Below are 21,233 nucleotides of genomic sequence, written 5' to 3'. Positions count from 1 at the left end.
CCGGCGAGGGCGATGTGTATGTGGCCGGCGGCGTGGAGAGCATCTCCTGCGTGCAAAACGAGGCGAATCGCCACATGATCACCGACCCGGCGCTGCTCAAGGCCAAGCCGGAGATCTATTGGAATATGCTGCAGACCGCCGAGAACGTGGCCCAGCGCTACAAGATCGGCCGGGAGCGCATGGACCAGTATGGCGCTCAAAGCCAGCAGCGCGCCTGCGCCGCCCAGGCCGCCGGCTTGTTCAGCGCCGAGTTGGCGCCGATCACGGTGACCATGGGGGTGGCCGACAAGCTGATGGGCTTGATGACGCGGGAAGTCAGCGTTAGCGCCGACGAAGGCTTGCGCGAAGGCACGACCTTTGATGCCATCAAGAACCTGCGCTCCGCCCTGCCTGGTGGCTTGATCTCGGCCGGCAATGCCAGTCAGTTTTCCGATGGCGCCGGGGCCTGTGTTTTGGCCAGCGAGCGCTATGCCGAACGCCATGGCTTGCAGCCTCTGGGCCGCTTCCTCGGATTCGCGGTGGCCGGGTGCGAACCGGATGAAATGGGCATCGGCCCGGTCTTCGCGGTGCCCAAGGTCTTGAAACGTCTGGGGCTGACGGTGGCCGATATCGACCTCTGGGAATTGAACGAAGCCTTTGCGGTCCAGGTGCTCTACTGTGCCGATGTCTTGGGCATTCCGATGGACAAGCTCAATGTCAACGGCGGTGCTATTGCGGTGGGCCACCCTTACGGCGTGTCGGGCCAGCGTTTGACCGGCCATGCCTTGCTCGAAGGCAAGCGCCGCGGCGCCAAACGGGTCTGTGTGACCATGTGCATCGGCGGCGGCATGGGCGCAGCCGGCGTCTTTGAGGTCCTGTAGTCAGCCACTGGCATCAAGGAGCAGGCGATGCGTCAAACCTTGGATTTCTTGCTGCATGACTGGCTCGAGGTGCAAGCCTTGAGCGAGCGGCCTCGCTTTGCCGAGCATTCGCTGGAGACCTTTGCTGCGGTGCTGGACACCTGCGAGCGCATCGCGCGAGACAAGTTTGCGCCCATCAACCGCATCACCGATACGCAGGAGCCGTCTTTCGACGGCGAACGAGTCCATCTGCCGGAAGGCACGCTGGCGGCGGTGAATGCCTATGTGGACTCCGGCATGCTGGCCGCCTCGCAAGACTATGGCTGGGGCGGCATGCAACTGCCCTGCGTGATTGAGATGGCGGCCAATGCCTTTTTCAGCAAGGCCAATGTGTCGGTGGGTGCCTATGCCTTGCTGACCGGCGGGAACGCCAATCTCTTGATGGCGCACGGCACGCCGAAGCAGAAAGAGGTGTTTGCGCAGGCGGAGTTTGCCGGTCGCTGGTTTGGCACCATGTGCTTGAGTGAGCCGCAGGCGGGCTCATCCTTGTCCGACATCGTGACGCGGGCGGAGCCCGATGGCGAGGATCATGCCCAGGACCCGCTAGGCCCACGTTACCGCCTCAAGGGCAACAAGATGTGGATCTCGGCCGGTGAACACGAGCTGCGCGAGAACATCGTGCATCTCGTGCTGGCCAAGATTCCCACGCCGGACGGCAAACTGATCCCCGGCGCCAAAGGCATTTCGCTCTTCATCGTGCCCAAGCGCATGGTGACGGCCGAGGGGGGCTTGACGGGCGAGCGCAATGACGTCGCGCTCGCCGGGTTGAACCACAAGCTTGGCTTTCGTGGCACCAGCAATTGCTTGCTTAATTTTGGCGAGGGTCAGTTCTTGCCTGGCGGCAAGGCCGGCGCGGTGGGCTATTTGGTCGGCCAGCCGGGCGAGGGTCTGAAATGCATGTTCCACATGATGAACGAGGCGCGCATCGGCGTCGGCCTGGGCGCCGCCATGTTGGGATATGCCGGCTACGAGGCCAGCCTGGCTTATGCCCGGCAGCGCCCGCAGGGACGGCCCGTCGGGGCGGGCGGCAAAGACAGCTCGCTGCCGCAGCGGCCCATCATCGAGCATGCCGATGTCAAGCGCATGCTGCTGGCGCAAAAGAGTTATGTCGAGGGCGGGCTGGCCCTGGCCTTGTTGTGTGCGCGCCTGGTGGACGAGCAGCACACGGCGGAACCCGAGGCGGCCCAGGAAGCCCAATCCGTGCTGGAGGTCTTGATCCCCATCGTCAAGAGTTGGCCCAGTGAGTGGGGCCTGGAGGCGAACTCTCTGGCCATCCAGGTGCTGGGCGGCTATGGCTACACCCGTGACTTCCCGGTCGAGCAGTATTGGCGCGACAACCGCTTGAACATGATTCACGAGGGCACCCATGGGATTCACGGCCTGGACCTGTTGGGCCGCAAGGTGGTCATGCAGGGCGGGCAGGCGCTGATGGCGCTGGCCGCGCGTATCAATCGCACGGTCGAGGCTGCTTTGCAGCAGCCGGGTCTGGATGAGCTCGGCAATGCCCTGGCGGCGGCCATGGCCCGGGTCGGCCGGGCGACCAAACAGGCCTGGAGCAGCGGCGAGCCCGAAGAGGCCCTGGCCAATGCCACCCCTTACTTGCAAGCCTTTGGCCATTTGGTGCTGGCCTGGGTGTGGTTGGACTTGGCCTTGAAGGCGGGGCAGGGCAGTGACTTCGCTCGCGGTAAACAGGCGGCTTGTCGTTACTTTTATGCCTATGAGCTGCCCAAGATCGAGGCTTGGCTGGCGGTGGTTGGGCGCCGCGAGTCGGTGTGCAAAGACATGGCCGACGCTTGGTTTTAGATGCAGGGGCAGGCAAATGACAGATGAGGACGGCAAGGGCAAGCAGGGGGTCAGCGCCCAGGCCTTGTTGTGGCTGGAGCGGCTGGTCTGGATCTTGGTCTATGGCGGCCTGCTGGTGTGTGTGCTGGGCCTGGCCGTGCTGCAGTTCGGGCCGCACAGCTGGGGCGGCAAGGGAGATGGCATGACGGACGCTGAAGTGCTGGGTTACTTCCTGTTGGGCAAGGGGGGGCTGGCGGTGCTGGCCGGTGCCTTGATGATTTGGCTGCGCTCGCGTTGGAAGTGAGCCGCGCCGGTCTGAAGTTTCGGCGATGATGCCGACTCTGCCTGCGCAGGTCTTGGGTGTTCAGCTGGACACCTGTTTGCGCGCCTCAAGAAAACAGATCCCGATGCCCTCGTCATGTCAGACAGAAAATCACACGCTCAGCCGCTGAACTTTCCGGTCCACATCCCCTTTGTCGAGCAACTGGGCTTGGAGCTTCACAGCATGGCCGATGGGCAAGCCGAACTCCGAGTTGACCTGAAAGAGGGGCATCTCAACTCCTGGGAAGTGGCCCATGGCGGCGTCCTGATGACGATGTTGGATGTGGCCATGGCCCATGCGGCGCGCAGCATTCATATGAGCGAGCGGGGCATGGGCCCCGGTGTTGTGACGGTGGAGATGAAGACCTCCTTCATGCGCCCCGGTGAAGGCGAGCTGCGTGCCATCGCCAAACTGCTGCACAGCACCGTGACGATGGCTTTTTGTGAAGGACGGGTGATCGGCGAAGACGGCAAGCTCTGCGCTCACGCCACCGCGACCTTCAAATACTTGAAGGCCTTGCCAGGGCGGGGGCGAAGCATCAAAACCCTGCAGCGAGCCGAGGACTGAGTTTGCCCGACTGGGCAGGGCATGAGCCTCAGTTCAGCTTGAATACTGCGACCGCCTGCACCAGCTGATCGGCCTGAAGCCGCAAGCTCTCGGCAGCGGCGGCGCTTTCTTCCACCAGGGCGGCGTTTTGCTGGGTGACCTTGTCCATCTGGGTGATGGCCTCGCCGACCTGGGCAATGCCCGAGCTTTGCTCGGAACTGGCCGAGCTGATCTCGCCGACGATATCGGTGACCCGGCGGATGGCGGTGACGATCTCGGTCATGGTCACGCCGGCCTTGTCGACCAAGGCGGTGCCTTGCTCGACCCGTTCGACACTGGCATTGATCAGGACCTTGATCTCTTTGGCGGCCTCGGCACTGCGCTGGGCCAGCGAGCGCACCTCGCTGGCGACGACCGCGAAGCCACGGCCCTGCTCACCGGCACGTGCGGCTTCCACCGCTGCGTTCAAGGCCAGGATATTGGTCTGGAAGGCGATGCCGTCGATCACGCTGATGATGTCGGAGATCTTCTTCGAGCTGTCGTTGATGCCCTTCATCGTCTCCACCACCTGGCCCACCACCTCGCCGCCTTGGCTGGCCACTTGCGAGGCGCCCAGGGCCAGTTGATTGGCTTGCTTGGCGTTGTCGGCGTTGTTGCGTACGGTGGAGCTGAGCTCGTCCATGGTGGCGGCGGTTTGCTCCAGCGCGCTGGCTTGCTCTTCGGTGCGCTGGCTCAGGTCGGCATTGCCCTGGGCGATTTGTCCGCTGCCAGTCGCCACGCTTTCCGAGTTACCGCGCACGGTGGAAACAATCGCTTGCAAGCGCCCGCGCATATGTTCGAGTGCTTGCAGCAGCTGTGAGGTTTCGTCCTTGCCGGAGGCATCGAATCGAACCGTCATGTCGCCGTCGCTCATCGCCTGCGCGCCTTGCACTGCCTGGGCCAAGGGTCGGGTCACATGTCGGCTGATGCCCAAGCCCAGGCCCACGCCGACCGCCACGCCCAGCACGATCAACACCATCGTCATGTTTCGGCTGCTGTGGTACAGCTCATCATTGGAGGCTGAGACCGCCTTGGCGTCGGCTTCTTTTTGCTGCGACAAAGCGCTCAGCGTCTGGTCGACCAAGATGCCTTGCGGCGTGACATCTGACTTGATGTACTTGATCGACTCGTTGGAGCCGCTCAGATCGGTTTTCTGAATGCGAGCCACCAGTTCCTGGGCGATCTGCTGGTCTTTCTCCCACAGCGTGCGCAGCTTGTTGGTGTTCTCTCGCGCTTTGTCATCGAGCTGCAGCTTGGCGGCCTGCTCCAGCAGCTCGCCACATTTCTTGCGTGCATCGGCCATCAGACGCAAGGCCTGTTCACGCTCCTGGGCATCGGTGGCCAGCAAAGCCTCGCGAACCGCCACCAAACCCTGCAGGCGCTGGGCATTGGCCTCCTTGATCAGTGAAAGGCCAATCAGGTTTTGCTCATACAGCCGGGTGTCCGCATCATTGATGCGCTTCATATTGAAGATCGCTATACCGCCGAGCGCAGCGCCAATCATTGCGACTGCACAAAACGCGGCCACCAGCTTGGTGGAAATCTTGTAGTCGGAAAGTTGCATGATGCAGGGCCTCTTCAAAGCATGCGGTGCTTGATTCTGTCTGTTTTCAAGCACGACCGTGCACAAGGTTTACACCGCTGTAGCGCGGCGATGGTTTGGGCAAGCGGGCTTGCCTGCTAGGGTTTGAGCTTGAAAACCGCGACCGCCTGCACCAGCTGATCGGCCTGAAGCCGCAAGCTCTCGGCAGCGGCCGCGCTTTCTTCCACCAAGGCGGCGTTTTGCTGGGTGACCTTGTCCATCTGGGTGATGGCCTCGCCGACCTGGGCAATGCCGGAGCTTTGCTCGGTACTGGAGGAGCTGATCTCACCGACGATGTCGGTGACGCGGCGGATGGCGGTGACGATTTCGTTCATCGTCACGCCGGCCTTGTCTACCAAGAGGGTGCCTTGCTCGACCCGTTCGACGCTGGCGTTGATCAAGACCTTGATCTCTTTGGCGGCTTCGGCACTGCGCTGGGCCAGGGAACGCACCTCGCTGGCGACGACCGCGAAGCCACGGCCCTGCTCACCGGCACGCGCGGCTTCCACCGCTGCGTTCAGGGCCAGGATATTGGTTTGGAAGGCGATGCCATCGATCACGCTGATGATGTCGGAGATCTTCTTCGAGCTGTCGTTGATGCCCTTCATCGTCTCGACGACCTCGCCGACCACCTCGCCGCCTTGCCTGGCTACTTGCGAGGCGCCTAGCGCGAGTTGATTGGCCTGCTTGGCGTTGTCGGCGTTGTTGCGCACGGTGGAGCTGAGTTCGTCCATGGTGGCGGCGGTTTGCTCCAGCGCGCTGGCTTGTTCTTCGGTGCGCTGGCTCAGGTCGGCATTCCCCTGGGCGATCTGTCCGCTGCCGGTGGCTACGCTTTCTGCGTTTTCGCGAACCAGGGTCACGATTTCGTGCAGGCGTTGGCGCATGCTTTCCTGGGCACGCAGCAGCTCGGCGGTTTCGTCTCGACCTCGAACCTGCAGGGCCTGGCTCATGTCGCCCTCGCGCATACGCTCCGCGACGCTCAGCGCCTGCTGCAGAGATTGCAGCACATTGCGGCTGATCATCAGCCCCAAGCCAATGCCGCCGGCCACCCCCAGCACGATCAAGGCCGCAGTGAGCATGCGGCTGCTGGCATAAGTCGCTTCGGTTTGCTCGCTGGCTTGTTTGGCACTGGCTTCTTTGACTTTCGATAGTGCCGTCAACTGATCATCCACTTGGTTGACGACGGGGATGACGCTTTTGAAAAGATAGTCAATCGCCAGATCGTTGCCGGCCAGCGAATCGTCGTCCAACTTGCCGTCCAAGCTCTTGAGCACGGCTTCGTACTCGCCCCAGAGTGTCTTGAGCTTGCTGAACTCGGCCTTGCCTGCCTCCGTCCAGAAAAGCGGTTCGGCTTTCGCCATATAGCTTTTGGCCAGCTCGACATTGGCGCGGATACCGCTGCGCGACTTGTTGCGCAAATCGGGTGTGGTGGCCAGCAGCACATTGCGAACATCGCGTTCGATATAGAGCAGGTCGATATTGGCCTCTTTGATCAGGGACACGCCGAGCAGCTCTTTCTCGTACATCGTGTCGGCTGCATCCGCCATGCTCTTCATATTGAACAGCCCCAACATACCCATCAAGGCGCCCAGGGCCGAGATCAGAAGAAATGCCGCAATCAGCTTGGTGGCAATCTTGTAGTCGGAAAGACTCATGAAAAGTTCTCCTAAGTTCGGGCTGACGCCTGATTGCAGCGGAGTTCCCGCCTGCTTGCAATGAATGAACTGGTTCGTAGGAGCGCTGCGATTGCTTGGGCGTCGCAGCCAGCATGGCCATCTTCCAACAGGATGGCATCTGATGGCTATCGGATTCATGTCCATGAACTTGAACTGTTGTTTTGCCATGGGCGGCTTGTCAAAAAAGCACGATCGTTCTGAAGCTGCGCCAAAGGCGGGGGTTGAAGGCCTTATGCTTGTTTCAATTGCAGCAGTGCGTGTGTTTGCTAAGCCGGGGGGCGCCCAATGAGGGGCCTCTGAATCGGTGCGAGCCGGTCCCGCCAACAGAACAAGGAACTTCATCATCATGAGTTTCATCAACTCACAAATTCATCTGGTCTCGCGTCCCACGGGCGAGCCAGGCCTGGACAACTTCAAGCAAATGGACGTGGCCGTGCCCGAGTTGCTGGACGGGCAGGTCCTGGTGCGCAACCATTACCTGAGCCTGGATCCGTACATGCGCGGCCGCATGAACGAGGGCAAGAGCTATGCACAACCGCAGCCTTTGAACCAGGTGATGCTGGGCGGCACGGTGGGTGAGGTGGTGGCCTCCAAGAACGCTGCCTTCTCGGTCGGCGACCAGGTGGTGGGCATGGGCGGTTGGCAGCATTTCTTCATCGTCGATGGCGGCCAGCGCGGCGTCTTGCAAAAGGTGGATGCCACGCATATCCCACTGTCGGCGTTCTTGGGCGCGGTGGGCATGCCGGGGGTGACCGCCTGGTACGGCTTGGTCAAGATCATCAACCCACAAGCCGGTGAAACGGTGGTGGTCAGTGCGGCCAGCGGCGCGGTCGGCTCGGTGGTGGGGCAGTTGGCCAAGGCGCGTGGCGCGCAGGTAGTGGGCCTGGCCGGTGGTGCTGAAAAATGCCGTTATGTGGTGGAAACGCTGGGCTTTGATGCCTGCGTCGATTACAAGCAGCATGCTGACGTGAAGTCTCTGTCGGCCGCCTTGAAGATCGCATGCCCCAACGGGATCGACGGCTACTTCGAGAATGTGGGCGGCACGATTCTGGATGCCGTCATGTCGCGCGCCAATGCCTTCAGCCGGGTGGCGATGTGCGGCATGATTTCTGGCTACAACGGTGAGCCCATTCCCATGAGTGCGCCGCAGCTGATCCTGATCAATCGCATGAAGTTCGAGGGCTTTATCGTCACCGAGCACATGGACGTTTGGCCCGAGGCCTTGAAGGAGTTGGGCGCCTTGGTGGCCACCGGCCGGCTGAAGTTCCGTGAGTCGGTCAGCGAAGGTTTGGCCAGCGCACCCGAAGCCTTTTTGGGCTTGCTGAAGGGGCGCAACTTCGGCAAACAACTGGTGAAGCTGGTCTGATGGGCCTGCGTTGGACTTGTGCTCGTTTGCAGGACTTGAGTCCCCTGGCCCTCTACCAGGCGCTGGCGCTGCGTTCCCAGGTCTTTGTGCTGGAGCAGGCCTGTGTCTATTTGGATCCGGATGGCATCGACCTGCAAGCCTGGCATTTGCTCGGGCATGACGAGGCCAGCGGCGAGCTTTACGCCAACGCCCGCCTGTTGCCGCCGCTGGCCAAAGGGCCCACCCATCTGCTGCCGGAGATTGGCCGCGTGGTCAGCGCCCCGGTCGCGCGTGGCACCGGCGCCGGCCGCGCTTTGATGCAACAAGCGATTGCGCAATGCGAGCGCCTCTGGCCGGGCCAGGCGATTGCGATCAATGCCCAGGCTTATCTGCTGGACTTTTATGCCAGCCAGGGCTTTGTGCAGATCTCGCCACCTTATGACGAGGACGGCATCCTGCACATCGATATGCAAAGGCCCAGCGACGCAAGCATGACTTGATCGTCCGTCTCGCGCTTTCGGCTGCAATGCTCAGGGCTGTGGCTTGCGTTCAGCCAGGCCTGCGCTGCCGTAGCGGTTCCTCGGATTCCATAGCAGCCAGCCGCTGCTGCCGACGCTGTCGGCGGCCTCGATCTGGCGGCGGATTTCAAGCTCACCAAAGTCGCGGTGATCGAAGGCGTAGTCCCGAAATGCTTGGAGCCAGGGTCGGAAGCGCGCGCCCGGCAGGCCGGTGCGTTGAATCGCACGGCGCAGACTGTGTTCGACGATCTCGAAGGGTGCTTCCATCGGATTGCGGTGATCGGGGATGCCCAGGTGAAAGCCGGAGGGGTAGAGCATCGGGCTCAGGTAATCGACCAGATCAGCGAGTGCCTCCAGTTGTTGGCCGATCTGGGTGTCGTTGCTGTTCCAACTGACGTAGCCAAAGATGTCGGCCGAGATGAAGACGTTGTAGGGGGTCAGGCGTTGCCTGGCAGCCGTCAGAAAGCCGCCGATGGCGGCGATGCGGGCGGCCTCGGCGTCTGGCCCGTGATTGGGTCGACTGAAGCTCAGGCCCACGGCGTCGGGGAAGCGCACATAGTCGAATTGCACCTCGTCGAAACCCAGTTGCGCCGCCTCTTCGGCCATGTCCAGGCTGTGCGTCCAGGCGGCACGCTGGAAGGGGTCGATCCAGGCTAGACCTTCACGGTCCTTCCAGATGGCGCCCTGGGCATCACGCACCGCCCATTGCGGGTGCGCGGCCACCAAGGCATCGTCTTTGAAGGTGACAATGCGAGCGATCAGGTAGAGGCCGCGTGCGCGTAGATCCTTGATCAGGGTCGGCATATCGCGAACGGTGATGATTTTTTGCGGCCCTAGGCCCGCGCGGGCCAAGGCGGCGCTGCGATAAGGCACCAGCCCGCGGTCCCCCTTGACATCGATGACCAGGGTATTGAGTTCGGTTTTTCCGATCAGGGCGAGCGCGTCGCCGCGCAGGCTGCTGCTACCAATGCCGTAGACCGACAGATACACCCCCTTGGCGCGCAGCGGGCTCAGGTTCAATGTGATTGCCGAATGGTTGGGCTGGGTGCGCGCATCCGAGCTGATCGGCAGCACGTGTTCGCTGCTCCGGTAGCCCGGCGCGCGGGCACTGATCCGGCTTTGCGTCGCGCCGAGTTCGGCCGTCACGCTGAAGCCGCCGCGCTCGTCGCTGATGACGATGTGCGGGCCCAGCACCACGGTTGCCTGTGCGATCGGGCGCCCGCTTTGCTGGTCGCGCACCACACCTTGCAGGGTGCTTGGGGTCGCCAAGGCGGACTGGCCGAGCAGGCTCAGTGCCAGCGACAGGGCGGCAGCGAGCAAGCGGGCGTTCATGTGGGCTTCTCCTGGTCGATTTGCGAGGCTTGAAAGGCTTGTTTCAACCAAACGGCTAGGGCGCGCTCGCTGACGCTGTCCAGGGTCAGATAGCGCGGAGCATCAAACTGCGGCGACTGCAGCGTGGCGGCGCGGTTGCTCAGGCCAAAGGCGGCGTGGTAGCCCAGCTCTTCCGCCAGAGCGTGCAAGCCGGCGTCGCTGAGTCCAAACGGCCAGGCCAGTTGCGTCACCGCGGTGCCGAGCTTGTCTTGCAAGACACCGCGTGAGCGCTGCAATTGCTGGCGCGCGAAGCGATCAAAGGCGGCCGGATCAAGGCGGCGCCGCTCCTGCACGAAGTTAGGGTGCCAGTAGCTGTGCGATTGCAGGCTGAATCCGGGCTGCCGGCTCAGCTCGCGCAGCTGGGCCCAGCTCATGGCGTAGCTGGCCTTGGAGATGGCCGAGGGGTAGATGAACAAGGTGATGGGCCATGCGGCGCCGGTCCTTTGACTCGCTTCCTGCAAGAGTGGCGCCATCACCTGGTATTGCGACAGATGGCCATCGTCGACCGTCAGCACCAGTGCGCGTGCGGGCAGTTGTTTGAGCTCGCCGCGCCGGTAGGCCACCCAGTCGCTCAAGGGGATGACCTGCGCGCCGAGCCGGTGAATCGTTTCCAGATGTGCCGCAAACAGGCTGCGGCGGATGCTCATGCTGTCAACGGCACGGTCGGCAAAACGGTGGTAAACCAAGATCGGCACGGCTTGCAGAAAGGTCGGCTCGGCCATCGCCCAGCCTGGCCAAGCGGCGCTCAAAGGCAGCGTTAGAACCTGGCGCCGACTCAAGCCGGACGCCGGTGGGGCTAACGAATCCGACGGCTCAAGCGGGGCCTTGAGGGTGGGAGGGGAGTTGGGCAAGCTGTTCATCTGCAAGCAGGGGTTGAAACCGGTCGCTCGCTTCCATCTTGCCAGCTTGATGGACCTTTTGACGCAATATCTGCTCGCGCCCAGCCAGGGCTTGATCTGGCACACTGCCGAACCAATCTTCGCCATTTTTCTCGTCATGCCTGAGCACACCTCTTCAACTGAATCTACGCGCCATGCCATCGTCATTGGCGGCGGTCCAGCTGGCCTGATGGCGGCTGAACGGTTGCGGGCCGCAGGAGTCGAGGTTGATGTTTTTGACGCGATGGCTTCGGTCGGGCGCAAGTTTTTGCTGGCCGGCAAGGGTGGGCTCAATCTGACCCACGCTGAGGACGGCGAGGCCTTTGCCAGCCGATTCAGCACCGGGCGCAGCGAAGCCTGTCCCGAGGTGCAGCAGTGGCTGGCGACGCTGGACGGCCCTGGCTTGCGGGCTTGGGCACAGGGTCTGGGGGTGGAGACCTTTGTCGGCAGCTCAGGCCGGGTCTTTCCGGTCGACATGAAGGCCGCACCCTTGTTGCGGTCTTGGTTGAGCCGCTTGCGGGCCCAGGGTGTGCGCTTTCATATGCATCACCGTTGGCTGGGGTGGAACGAAGCCCGTGACTTGGTTTTCGCGCATGCGGGTCAGCAGCACAGCATTGCAGCCCGTGCCGTGGTTTTGGCCCTTGGGGGCGCGTCTTGGCCGCAGCTGGGCTCCAACGCCGGTTGGGTCCCTTTGCTGAGCGCACGCGGCGTGGAGATTGCGGGCTTGCGCCCCGCCAATTGCGGCTTTGATTTGGGCTTGGCCCGTCCGGACGCCACAAACCCGGGTTGGAGCTCCTTCTTTGTGGAGAAGTTTGCGGGTCTGCCGGTCAAGCCCGTGGCCTTGCAGTTCGAAGGGCAGAGCGGCCGCCGCTTTGCGCGCCAGGGCGAGTTTGTGATCACCGCCAGCGGCTTGGAAGGCTCATTGATTTACGCGGCCAGCAGCCTGCTGCGCGAAGAGATCGCCGAGTTTGGCGAGGCCTTGATTCATCTGGACTTGCTGCCCGATCGCAGCGTTGATTTTGTGGTGGCCGAAGTGGCCCGGCCGCGCGGCACCCGCTCCATGTCCACCCATTTGAAAGGCCGCTTGGGCATTGACGGCTTGAAGGCGGCCCTGCTGCACGAGGTGCTCAGCAAGCAGGAGTACACCGATGTCTCGACCCTGGCCGCCACGCTCAAGCGCCTGCCCCTGCGGCTGCGCTCCGCCAGGCCGGTGGCCGAGGCCATCAGCACCGCCGGCGGCGTTTGCCTGCCGGAGTTGGACACCGGTCTGATGCTGAAAAAGCTGCCGGGCGTGTTTTGCGCCGGGGAGATGCTCGACTGGGAGGCCCCAACCGGCGGCTACCTGCTTACCGCCAGCATGGCCAGCGGTGCGGTGGCCGGCGATGGCGCGGCCGCGTGGTTATCCTCAGCGGATTGAGCTCATTGCAACGCTGGGCCCGCGGGTCTGGGCCCAGCGCTCGTGCTCAGAACAAGTAAGTCAGGGCCATCACGCCGTTCAGGCTGTTCTTTTGCTGCGTCAGCGGGCTGTTCTTGGCGTCACCTTGCAGAGCGCTTGCCGACAGCGCGGCGGTGATGCCGGTGCGCTTGTTGATGGAGTAGCTCAGCGAGGCGTTGGCCCGCACATCGCGCACGCCGGCCGAAGGGGTGTAGATGGAGTAGCCGCTGCTGGCCGATTGCGCCTTGCTAACGCCGAAGTGTGACTGCAAGTAGTCGGCATTGGCCACGGTCATGGCGCCGCCCAGACCCAAGCGCCATTGCGGTGCCAGCACCATCAAGTAGGCAGCGCCCAAATCGACCTGCAGCCCTTTGCGGTCATTGCCCGAGCCGTATCGCAGCGACGAGGTCAGCACCAGGCTTTTGCTCACGTTGTAGTTGAAAAAACCGCCAAGCTCTGGCCGGAAGTCGATATCCCCCATACCCTTGAGTGCGGGCGATCGATCTTCGTCGCGGCCAAAGTCGGCGGTCAGGCGAAGGCCGTAGCTCATCTGCGGGTGCTTGGAGAAGTTGATGCCGATGCCGTTGGAAGTGCCTGCGAAAAAGCCATTGCTCCACTGATAGTCCAAGCTGGGCAACAACATGGCGCGGGATTTCTTCGAGCCTTGGTACTCGTGACCGGCGATGGCCACCAGGCCGACTAAACCGCCGTCGCGTTCTGGCGCGGCTCCGTAAATGCGAGCGGCGTCAAAGGCTTGGGCCTGGGCGGCGGTGGCGGCCAGCAGACCCACGCAGGTGATCAAGGTGGCGGCGATTGTTTGGCGGGCGGCGTTGTGGGTCATATCGGTTTCAAGGGTTGAGTGATGGGATGGCCTTGGTGGGGCTCAACGCTTCGCACTATGACCGAAGTTTGGATCTTGTGCTGGCGGGCTGAATTCTCGACTGAGCGCCGATACTTGCAAAAAGCTTGGTGGCATGAAACCCACCGATGATTGGGACCGAAACGGATGCTTCGGCGCCAGCTGTTGCAGCGTCTGCGATCACGGGCCATGCTGCCCAGTGCTTTATTGACCAGCCGCCTTTTGGCAGCGAAACCCTGCCTAGCTGGCGTTGAGCCGCCGACCTCCGGCCATGCCGAATGGGGGGCGAAGCCCCTGTGGCAAACTGCGCGGCTTCGTGTTTTTGACTGGTCCCCAACGCTTTGGACAAGATCCTGCTACAAATTGCCGCCGAACTGAAGGTTCGCCCGGCCCAAGTCAATGCAGCCGTGGAGCTGCTCGATGGCGGCGCCACCGTGCCCTTCATCGCCCGCTACCGAAAGGAAGTGACCGACGGGCTGGATGACAGCCAACTGCGCGATTTGGAAGCGCGCCTGGGTTACTTGCGCGAGCTGGAAGACCGCCGCGCTGCGGTGCTCAAGAGCATTGAAGAGCAGGGCAAGCTGAGCCCCGAATTGCGCGCCGCCATTGAGGCCGCGCCGACCAAGCAGGAGTTGGAAGACCTCTACCTGCCTTACAAACAAAAGCGTCGCACCAAGGGCATGATCGCCCGCGAGGCGGGGCTGGAGCCGCTGGCCGACAAGCTTTTTGCCGACCCGAATCTGGATCCGATGAGCGAGGCGGCGGCCTTCCTGAACCCGGACGCCGGCTTTGCCGATGCCTTCGCGGTTTTGGACGGCGTGCGCGATCTGCTCTCCGAGCGCTGGGCCGAAGACGCAGTGCTGATCGGCAAGCTGCGCGAATGGCTGTGGGCCGAGGGCCTGTTCCGTTCCAAGCTGATGGACGGCAAGGACGAGAACAACCCGGACATCGCCAAGTTCCGCGACTACTTCGACTACGACGAGCCGATTCGCACCGTGCCCTCGCACCGCGCTTTGGCCGTGTTCCGTGGCCGCACGCTGGAGTTCTTGGACGCCAAGTTGGCGCTGGATGAAGAAGTGGTGGCCGGCCAACCCGGCTTGGCAGAAGGGCGCATTGCCCGCCATCTGGGCTGGACCATGGGCAGCCGCCCCGGTGATGCGCTGATCCGCAAATGCGTGTCCTGGACCTGGAAGGTCAAGCTCAGCATGAGCTTGGAGCGCGACCTGTTCGCCCGCCTGCGCGAAGAAGCCGAGCGTGTGGCCATCAAGGTCTTTGCCGAGAATTTGCGCGACCTGCTGCTGGCCGCGCCGGCAGGCAAGCGCGTGGTGCTGGGTCTGGACCCCGGCATCCGCACTGGCGTCAAGGTGGCGGTGGTCAGTGACACCGGACGCGTGCTGGACACCGGCGTGGTCTACCCGCATGAGCCGAAGAAGGACTGGGAAGGTTCCATCCACACCTTGGGCCGGCTGTGCGCGACCCATGGCGTCAATCTGATCGCCATCGGCAACGGCACCGCCAGTCGCGAGACCGACAAGCTGGCCGGCGACCTGATCAAGCGCATTCAGCAACTGGCGCCAGGCACCCCGATCGAAAAGGTGGTGGTCAGCGAGGCCGGCGCGTCGATCTACTCGGCCTCGGAATTTGCCTCCAAAGAATTGCCCGATCTGGACGTGACCCTGCGCGGTGCGGTGTCCATCGCTCGCCGGGTGCAAGACCCGCTGGCTGAGTTGGTGAAGATCGATCCCAAGAGCATTGGCGTCGGCCAGTACCAGCATGATGTGAACCAAAGCGAGTTGGCCAAGATGCTGGACTCGGTGGTGGAAGACTGCGTGAACTCGGTGGGTGTGGACCTGAATACCGCCTCGGCGCCGCTGCTCTCGCGCGTGTCGGGCCTGTCCGCCAATGTGGCCTCGTCCATCGTGCGCTGGCGCGATGCCAATGGCGCCTTCAAAAACCGCAAGCAATTGCTTGAAGTGGCGGGCCTGGGGCCCAAGACCTTTGAGCAGTCGGCCGGCTTCTTGCGCATCCGCGAGGGTGAGAACCCGCTGGACTTCTCCGGCGTGCACCCTGAAACCTATTCGCTGGTCGAGCGCATTTTGAAGACCGTGGGCCGCCCGGCTTCTGAGGTGATGGGCAAGAGCGATGTGATCCGCACGCTCAGGCCCGAGGCCTTTGCCGACGAGAAGTTCGGCGCCATCACCGTCAAGGACATCTTGGCCGAGTTGGAAAAACCGGGCCGCGACCCACGCCCCGACTTCAAGGTGGCCCGCTTCAACGACGGCGTGGAAGACATCAAGGACCTGGTCGAAGGCATGGTGCTGGAGGGCACGGTCTCCAACGTGGCGCAGTTCGGTGCCTTCATCGACCTGGGGGTGCACCAGGACGGTCTGGTTCACGTCAGCCAGTTGTCGAACAAATTCGTCACCGATGCGCGCGAAGTGGTCAAGACCGGCGACATCGTCAAGGTGCGCGTCTTGGAGGTGGACATTGCCCGCAAGCGCATTTCGCTGACGATGAAGCTGGACGCCCCGGTGCAGCGCGGTGCTCAAGGCGGCAAGGCTGACAACAGCTACCGCCCGGCGGCGCGCAATGAGCGTAGCGGTGGTGCAGGCCGGCCTTCCAGCCCGGCAGCCGCGCCGGCGGGAGGTGCGATGGCCGCGGCTTTTGCCAAGCTGCAGGGCGGCAGCAAGCGCTGAGCTTGTTGGGGGAGCGCGCTCCCGCTCCCTCCGTCTGTGGCGAAATGGCGGCGATTCAGGGTCGAATCGCCGCAGATCGCCCCCAAGATTCCTTGTCTGATCGCCTCGCCGCTGCAAGCCAAGCGCAGGCGCGCTATGGTGGCGGGCGTTTTGCCATTGATTTTGTGAGCTCTTCGATGTCCGTAACCGTCTTGATGAAGCCTTTGACCCTGCGCGCCGTGCCGGCCGCCTGTGTCACCTTGAGTTCCTTATTGGTGCTGGGCCTGAGCCTGAGTTCCGGGGGCGCTCTGGCGCAAGACATGCCCCCTGGCATGGGCGACACGCCGCAGCGCCAGCCCAACAGTCGTCTGGAACGGGTGGACATCAGCGCGCGCCAAAGCGACACCGATCTGCGCCGCAAGTCGCAGGTCGCCAAGCAGATTTATGGCCGCGAGGAGATGGATAAGTACGGCGACACCAATGTTTCCGATGTGCTCAAGCGCCTGCCTGGCGTCACCGTGCAAGGTGGCGGCCCACGCATGCGCGGCCTGGGTGCTGGGTACACGCTGATTCTGATCAACGGCGATCCGGCGCCACCGGGCTTTGCGCTGGACCAGCTCAGCCCTTCGCAGGTGGAGCGCATTGAGGTCACCAAAGGCCCGACGGCGGATCAGAGCGCCCAGGCCGTTGCTGGCGCCATCAACATCATTCTCAAGGACGCCCCACGTGTCAGCCAGCGCGATTTGCGTTTGGGCGCGGGCTATAACGCGGTGCGGCCTACCCCTTCGGCGACTTTCACCTATGGCGAGCGCATCGGCAATGTGTCCTTGTCGGTGCCCTTATCGGCCTTTGAGTGGCGCGGCCAGAACCAGTTCACCACGGACCGCGTGCTGCTGGCGACCGACAAGTCCCGACAAACCTACAGCCGCGAGGGTGAACAGGACAATTGGGGGCACGGCTTCAACACCGCGCCGCGCCTGAACTGGCGCATCAGTGATGAAGAGAGCTTGGCCGTGCAGGCTTTTGTGCAAAAAGGCTATTGGAACAACCGGCAGACTTTCAACAAGATCGATGCACTCAACCTGCCTTTTGCCGACGATGACTCGCTCAATCAGGGCACCTGGCAAAACGTGCGCGGCAATGCGCAGTGGACCAATCGCTTCAGTGATTCGCAGCGGGTCGAGCTTAAGTTGACGCTGCAAGAGTCCAAAGGCACGTTTGACAATTTGAGCTTCCGTGAGCCCAAGCCCGGTGCGGGTCAGCAGCCCTTTCGCAGCACGGTGGGCAATAACCAAGATCAAAGCCTGATCCAGGGCGGCAAGTACGCACAACTGCTGGGCGATGAGCACAGCCTGACGGTGGGCTGGGATCTGGAGTGGCGCAAGCGCGACGAGTTGCGCACCCAAACGCAAAACGGCCAGATTCTGCAGCCCAAGTACGACAACCAGGTCTTCTCCGCCAATATTGAGCGCCAAGCGCTGTTTGTGCAGGACGAATGGGAGTTGTCGCCGCAGTGGTCGACCTATCTGGGCCTGCGCGGTGAACGCATCAAGTCCAGCAGCCGTGGCACGGAGCAGCAGTTCAGCAATGTCAGCACCGTGGTCACGCCGCTATGGCACCTGAATTACAAGCTCGACCCCAAGGGCCGTGACTTGATTCGCGCCAGCCTGACCCGTAGCTACAAGGCGCCGGACTTGAATGCCTTGCTGGCGCGGCCCTTGACCAATAGCGTCAAGCCGGTGTTCGGGCCGGATGGCGTCACACCACTGCCCAATGACGAACTCAACCCCGATCGAGCCGGCAATCCAAACCTGAAGCCGGAGTTGGCCACCGGTCTGGACATCGCCTTTGAGAAGTACCTCAGCGGCGGCGGCATGGCCAGCGTTGGCGTGTTCTATCGCAGCATCAATGATCTGATTCGCAACCGCGTCGCCTTGGAGACGGTGGACTGGTCCTCCTTGCAGCGTTATGTCTCGCGGCCGGTGAATTTCTCCAAGGCCCAGACCATGGGCCTGGAGTTGGAGGTCAAGGGCCGGGCCGGTGAGTTGCTGCCCTCGGTGTTCGACCCCAAGCTAGCACTCAATCTGCGCGGCAATCTGAGCATCTATCGATCCAATGTCGACGCCCTGCCGATGGCGAACAACCGCCTGGACGGCCAGCAACCTTGGTCGGCCAATGTCGGCTTTGACTATCGCCTCAGCAGCTTGCCCCTGAGCACCGGCCTGTCCTTGGCCTATACACCGGGCTATGCGACCCAGCAGACCTTGAGCCAGTCTCTGGATCTGTCCAACACTCGTGCTCTCGATGTGTATGCGCAATGGGTTTTCAGCAAGTCGGCCTCGCTGCGTTTCTCAGCCAACAATCTGGCGCCGCTGGATTCACGCTCGCTGACCCTGATCAGCGATGGCGGCAGCACCCAGGTCTTGCGCGAAGGCCGGACCCAGTTTGGCCTGGCCTTGGAATTGAAGCTTTGATGTCATCGGGTGCATGAGCTCTAGCGGTCAACAAGCGCTGCAAATCTATGCCGGACCGCGCGCGCGGGCGCGCCTGGCTGAGCGGGGTCTGCGCCCCGAAGACATCCGGGTGGTGCCGGCCGCCGCCGGTGGTCCCAAGGGATTGATCCTTGGGCCGCTGGATCAGTATCTGTTTGGCGACTGGTTGGCTCGGAGTGCGCAGCAGGTGCATCTGCTGGGCGCATCGATAGGCGCCTGGCGCATGGCGACCGCTTGTTTGGGGCGTTCTTCCGCAGAGGCGCAGAGAGATTTCGACCGGCTGGCACATGACTATGTGAATCAGCGTTACGACAGCCTGCCCGGCAAGATGCCCAAGGCCAAGGACGTCAGCCGCGGTTTTGCGGCCAATCTCGGTGAGTTCTTTGGCGGCCGAGAGAGCCTGGCCTTGACGCATCCGCGCTATCGCTTGCACCTGTTCACCTCACGCGGCCGGCATCTGCTCGGGCGGGAAGGGCGCCTGCGGACGCCGCTGGGCTATACCGGCGCCTTCATGGCTAATCTGCTCAAGCGCCGGGCCATGGGTGCTTGGCTGGACCGGGTGGTGTTCTCGGCGCCCGGCGAGGCCTTGCCGGTGCCGCTGCACGACTATCGCAGCCACAGCGCCGCGCTGACGACGCAGAATTTCCAGCCGGCCTTGCTGGCCAGCTGCTCGATTCCGTTTTGGCTGCAGGCGGTGCACGACATTCCAGGCGCACCGCGCGGTGCCTATTGGGACGGCGGCATTACCGACTATCACCTGCACCTGAACTACGCGGCCATGGCGGGCGAGGGCTTGGTGCTGTATCCGCATTTTCAGCAGCAAGTCATTCCGGGGTGGTTGGACAAAGCCTTGAAGTCGCGCCATCGCGCCAGTGCCTTTCTCGACAATGTGGTGCTGTTGGCACCGAGTCCGGCCTGGATCAAGACGCTGCCGCTGGGCAAGCTGCCCGATCGTGGGGATTTTCAGCATTACGGTGATGGCGTGAGTGCGCGCGCGACGGCGTGGTTGCGCGCCATTGCCGAAAGCCAACGTCTGCGTGATGAATTTGCCCAGGCCTGTGAGCAGCCTTCGATTCAGGCCTTGCCTTTGTAAGCCGCTTGTCTTCAAGCATGGCTACAATTGGCCCAACAGCAACGAACAAGGGCGAGAAAGGCATCATGGTTATGACACCGCGAACTACGACCACACCTTCACAGGGGTGAAGTCGGCCGCGCTTTCGTCACGCCTTATCTTTCCAGTCTGAACTGCTCGATCAACGGAGCAGTTTCCAAAAAAAGCGCGGCAACCAGCCGCGTTTTTTTTTGCCCTTGCCCGTTTCCCATTTCAATTCGTTAGACCTGCCGAAACTCGGAGTGCCTCATGATCTCAATTCAATTGCCTGACGGGTCCAAACGCGAATTCCCGCAAGCCGTCACCGTGGCCGACGTCGCCGCCTCGATTGGTGCGGGTTTGGCCAAGGCTGCCTTGGCGGGCCGCGTGGGCAGTGGTGATGCCGCTCGCATTGTGGATACCAGCTACTTGATGGAAGCGGATACGCAGCTGGCCATCATTACCGACAAGGACTCTGACGGTCTGGAGGTGATTCGCCACTCGACCGCTCACTTGCTGGCCTACGCGGTGAAAGAGTTGTTCCCGGAGGCTCAGGTCACCATCGGCCCGGTCATCGAGCACGGTTTCTATTACGACTTTAGCTACAAGCGCCCCTTCACGCCGGAAGACTTGGCCGCCATTGAATCGAAGATGACGGAGCTGGCCAAGAAGGATGAGAAGGTCACTCGCAGCGTGCTACCGCGCGACGAGGCCGTGGCCTACTTCAAGAGCATTGGCGAGGCCTACAAGGCCGAGATCATCGAGAGTATCCCGGCCGATCAGGATGTCTCGCTGTATGCCGAAGGCAAGTTCACCGACCTGTGTCGCGGCCCGCACGTGCCGTCCACTGGCAAGCTCAAGCACTTCAAGCTGATGAAGGTGGCCGGCGCCTACTGGCGCGGTGACCACCGTAACGAGCAGTTGCAGCGCATCTACGGCACTGCCTGGGCCAGCAAGGATGATCTGCAGAAGTACCTCTTGATGCTGGAAGAGGCGGAGAAACGCGACCACCGCAAGCTGGGCAAGGAACTGGAGCTGTTCCATATCGACGAGCATGCGCCGGGCGTGGTGTTCTGGCACCCCAAGGGCTGGACGGTTTGGCAGCAGGTCGAGCAGTACATGCGCGCCGTTTACCGCGACAACGGCTACCAGGAAGTCAAGGGTCCTCAGTTGTTGGACAAGACGCTGTGGGAGGCCTCGGGGCACTGGGACAAGTACAAAGACAATATGTTCACGACCGAGTCGGAGAAGCGTGATTACGCGCTCAAGCCGATGAACTGCCCCGGTCACATCTTGATTTTCAAGCACGGCATCAAGAGCTACCGCGACCTGCCGCTGCGTTTCGGCGAGTTCGGCCAATGCCACCGCAATGAGCCCACGGGCGGCCTGCACGGCATCATGCGCGTGCGCGGCTTCACACAGGACGATGGCCATATCTTCTGTACCGAAGATCAGATCCTGCAGGAATGCGTCAACTACACCGCGCTGCTGCAGAAGGTCTACAAGGACTTCGGCTTCACCGACATCATCTACAAGGTGGCCACTCGCCCCGAGGCGCGCATTGGCTCGGACGAGGTCTGGGACAAGGCCGAGTTCGCCTTGATGGAGTCGCTGCGCGCATCAGGTGTGGAGATCGTCATCGCTCCGGGCGACGGTGCCTTCTACGGTCCCAAGATCGAATACACGCTGAAAGATGCGCTGGGCCGCCAGTGGCAGTGCGGCAC

Annotated in this window: 16 protein-coding genes; 11 read left to right on the top strand and 5 right to left on the bottom strand. The window is 62.5% G+C overall.

Going from position 1 to position 21,233, the window contains the following annotated elements:
* The 4 genes from ACOVRJ_RS05575 to ACOVRJ_RS05560 all read left to right on the top strand — a co-directional run.
* The coding region (locus ACOVRJ_RS05575; protein WP_422042904.1) for an acetyl-CoA C-acyltransferase at positions 1 to 860 on the top strand (860 nt) is incomplete at its 5' end.
* Positions 861 to 887: 27 nt separating this feature from the next.
* A complete protein-coding gene (locus tag ACOVRJ_RS05570) occupies positions 888 to 2,702 on the top strand; it encodes an acyl-CoA dehydrogenase (RefSeq protein ID WP_422042903.1) in 1,815 nt (604 codons plus the stop codon).
* 16 nt (positions 2,703 to 2,718) lie between these two features.
* Complete coding sequence (locus ACOVRJ_RS05565) at positions 2,719 to 2,985, top strand: hypothetical protein (RefSeq protein ID WP_422042902.1); 267 nt, start codon at positions 2,719 to 2,721, stop codon at positions 2,983 to 2,985.
* 114 nt (positions 2,986 to 3,099) lie between these two features.
* Positions 3,100 to 3,570, top strand: a complete 471-nt coding sequence (locus tag ACOVRJ_RS05560) for a PaaI family thioesterase (RefSeq protein ID WP_422042901.1) — start codon at positions 3,100 to 3,102, stop codon at positions 3,568 to 3,570.
* A gap of 28 nt (positions 3,571 to 3,598) precedes the next feature.
* Here the strand turns inward: ACOVRJ_RS05560 and ACOVRJ_RS05555 are convergent, their stop codons facing one another.
* The gene (locus ACOVRJ_RS05555) at positions 3,599 to 5,152 is read right to left on the bottom strand and encodes a methyl-accepting chemotaxis protein (RefSeq protein ID WP_422042900.1); all 1,554 of its coding nucleotides are present in this window, start codon (positions 5,150 to 5,152) and stop codon (positions 3,599 to 3,601) included.
* A 116-nt stretch (positions 5,153 to 5,268) separates the two neighbouring features.
* Positions 5,269 to 6,825 carry a methyl-accepting chemotaxis protein gene (locus ACOVRJ_RS05550; RefSeq protein ID WP_422042899.1) on the bottom strand — a complete coding sequence of 519 codons (1,557 nt, stop codon included), beginning with the start codon at positions 6,823 to 6,825 and terminating at the stop codon, positions 5,269 to 5,271.
* A 367-nt stretch (positions 6,826 to 7,192) separates the two neighbouring features.
* Here ACOVRJ_RS05550 and ACOVRJ_RS05545 point away from each other — a divergent pair, with 367 nt between their 5' ends.
* On the top strand, positions 7,193 to 8,212 hold the full coding sequence (locus ACOVRJ_RS05545; protein ID WP_422042898.1) for an NADP-dependent oxidoreductase: 1,020 nt from the start codon (positions 7,193 to 7,195) through the stop codon (positions 8,210 to 8,212).
* Entirely contained in the window at positions 8,212 to 8,691 is a 480-nt protein-coding gene (locus ACOVRJ_RS05540; RefSeq protein WP_422042897.1) for a GNAT family N-acetyltransferase, read from the top strand. Before ACOVRJ_RS05545 ends, ACOVRJ_RS05540 begins: the two co-directional genes overlap by 1 nt.
* 30 nt (positions 8,692 to 8,721) lie before the next feature.
* On the opposite strand, the gene ACOVRJ_RS05535 is transcribed toward ACOVRJ_RS05540, so the two are convergent.
* Together ACOVRJ_RS05535 and ACOVRJ_RS05530 are read right to left on the bottom strand one after the other, a co-directional pair.
* Complete coding sequence (locus tag ACOVRJ_RS05535; RefSeq protein WP_422042896.1) at positions 8,722 to 10,041, bottom strand: putative glycoside hydrolase; 1,320 nt, start codon at positions 10,039 to 10,041, stop codon at positions 8,722 to 8,724.
* Positions 10,038 to 10,802 (bottom strand): polysaccharide deacetylase family protein, encoded by a 765-nt coding sequence (locus ACOVRJ_RS05530; RefSeq protein WP_422042895.1) that lies wholly within the window; start codon positions 10,800 to 10,802, stop codon positions 10,038 to 10,040. The genes ACOVRJ_RS05535 and ACOVRJ_RS05530 overlap by 4 nt, the downstream gene beginning before the upstream one ends.
* A 274-nt stretch (positions 10,803 to 11,076) precedes the next feature.
* On the opposite strand from ACOVRJ_RS05530, the gene ACOVRJ_RS05525 reads away from it, so the two are divergent.
* Positions 11,077 to 12,375, top strand: a complete 1,299-nt coding sequence (locus ACOVRJ_RS05525) for a TIGR03862 family flavoprotein (RefSeq protein ID WP_422042905.1) — start codon at positions 11,077 to 11,079, stop codon at positions 12,373 to 12,375.
* Between the two features lie 46 nt (positions 12,376 to 12,421).
* On the opposite strand, the gene ACOVRJ_RS05520 is transcribed toward ACOVRJ_RS05525, so the two are convergent.
* Positions 12,422 to 13,234 (bottom strand): MipA/OmpV family protein, encoded by an 813-nt coding sequence (locus tag ACOVRJ_RS05520; protein ID WP_422042894.1) that lies wholly within the window; start codon positions 13,232 to 13,234, stop codon positions 12,422 to 12,424.
* Positions 13,235 to 13,593: 359 nt separating this feature from the next.
* On the opposite strand from ACOVRJ_RS05520, the gene ACOVRJ_RS05515 reads away from it, so the two are divergent.
* From ACOVRJ_RS05515 to thrS, 4 genes are all read left to right on the top strand, one after another.
* Positions 13,594 to 15,948: a Tex family protein gene (locus tag ACOVRJ_RS05515; protein WP_422042893.1), complete on the top strand. Its 2,355-nt coding sequence runs from the start codon at positions 13,594 to 13,596 to the stop codon at positions 15,946 to 15,948.
* Between the two features lie 92 nt (positions 15,949 to 16,040).
* Positions 16,041 to 18,401, top strand: coding sequence for a TonB-dependent receptor plug domain-containing protein (locus tag ACOVRJ_RS05510; RefSeq protein WP_422042892.1), 2,361 nt, complete (start codon positions 16,041 to 16,043; stop codon positions 18,399 to 18,401).
* Positions 18,402 to 18,414: 13 nt separating this feature from the next.
* Positions 18,415 to 19,512, top strand: coding sequence for a patatin-like phospholipase family protein (locus ACOVRJ_RS05505; protein WP_422042891.1), 1,098 nt, complete (start codon positions 18,415 to 18,417; stop codon positions 19,510 to 19,512).
* A 267-nt stretch (positions 19,513 to 19,779) separates the two neighbouring features.
* The coding region (thrS, locus tag ACOVRJ_RS05500) for a threonine--tRNA ligase (RefSeq protein WP_422042890.1) at positions 19,780 to 21,233 on the top strand (1,454 nt) is incomplete at its 3' end.

Source organism: Roseateles sp. (assembly GCF_049240545.1).
GTDB lineage: Bacteria > Pseudomonadota > Gammaproteobacteria > Burkholderiales > Burkholderiaceae_C > Paucibacter_A.
The sequence above is the reverse complement of the archived record's forward strand: the minus strand, read 5'-3'. Positions and strand labels throughout refer to the sequence as shown.

Bases quoted from the DNA above. Each gene is read 5' to 3' on its own strand.
- ACOVRJ_RS05570 (WP_422042903.1), top strand. From the start codon at position 888: ATGCGTCAAACCTTGGATTTCTTGCTGCATGACTGGCTCGAGGTGCAA.
- ACOVRJ_RS05565 (WP_422042902.1), top strand. From the start codon at position 2,719: ATGACAGATGAGGACGGCAAGGGCAAGCAGGGGGTCAGCGCCCAGGCC.
- ACOVRJ_RS05560 (WP_422042901.1), top strand. From the start codon at position 3,100: ATGTCAGACAGAAAATCACACGCTCAGCCGCTGAACTTTCCGGTCCAC.
- ACOVRJ_RS05555 (WP_422042900.1), bottom strand. From the start codon at position 5,152: ATGCAACTTTCCGACTACAAGATTTCCACCAAGCTGGTGGCCGCGTTT.
- ACOVRJ_RS05550 (WP_422042899.1), bottom strand. From the start codon at position 6,825: ATGAGTCTTTCCGACTACAAGATTGCCACCAAGCTGATTGCGGCATTT.
- ACOVRJ_RS05545 (WP_422042898.1), top strand. From the start codon at position 7,193: ATGAGTTTCATCAACTCACAAATTCATCTGGTCTCGCGTCCCACGGGC.
- ACOVRJ_RS05540 (WP_422042897.1), top strand. From the start codon at position 8,212: ATGGGCCTGCGTTGGACTTGTGCTCGTTTGCAGGACTTGAGTCCCCTG.
- ACOVRJ_RS05535 (WP_422042896.1), bottom strand. From the start codon at position 10,041: ATGAACGCCCGCTTGCTCGCTGCCGCCCTGTCGCTGGCACTGAGCCTG.
- ACOVRJ_RS05530 (WP_422042895.1), bottom strand. From the start codon at position 10,802: ATGGCCGAGCCGACCTTTCTGCAAGCCGTGCCGATCTTGGTTTACCAC.
- ACOVRJ_RS05525 (WP_422042905.1), top strand. From the start codon at position 11,077: ATGCCTGAGCACACCTCTTCAACTGAATCTACGCGCCATGCCATCGTC.
- ACOVRJ_RS05520 (WP_422042894.1), bottom strand. From the start codon at position 13,234: ATGACCCACAACGCCGCCCGCCAAACAATCGCCGCCACCTTGATCACC.
- ACOVRJ_RS05505 (WP_422042891.1), top strand. From the start codon at position 18,415: ATGAGCTCTAGCGGTCAACAAGCGCTGCAAATCTATGCCGGACCGCGC.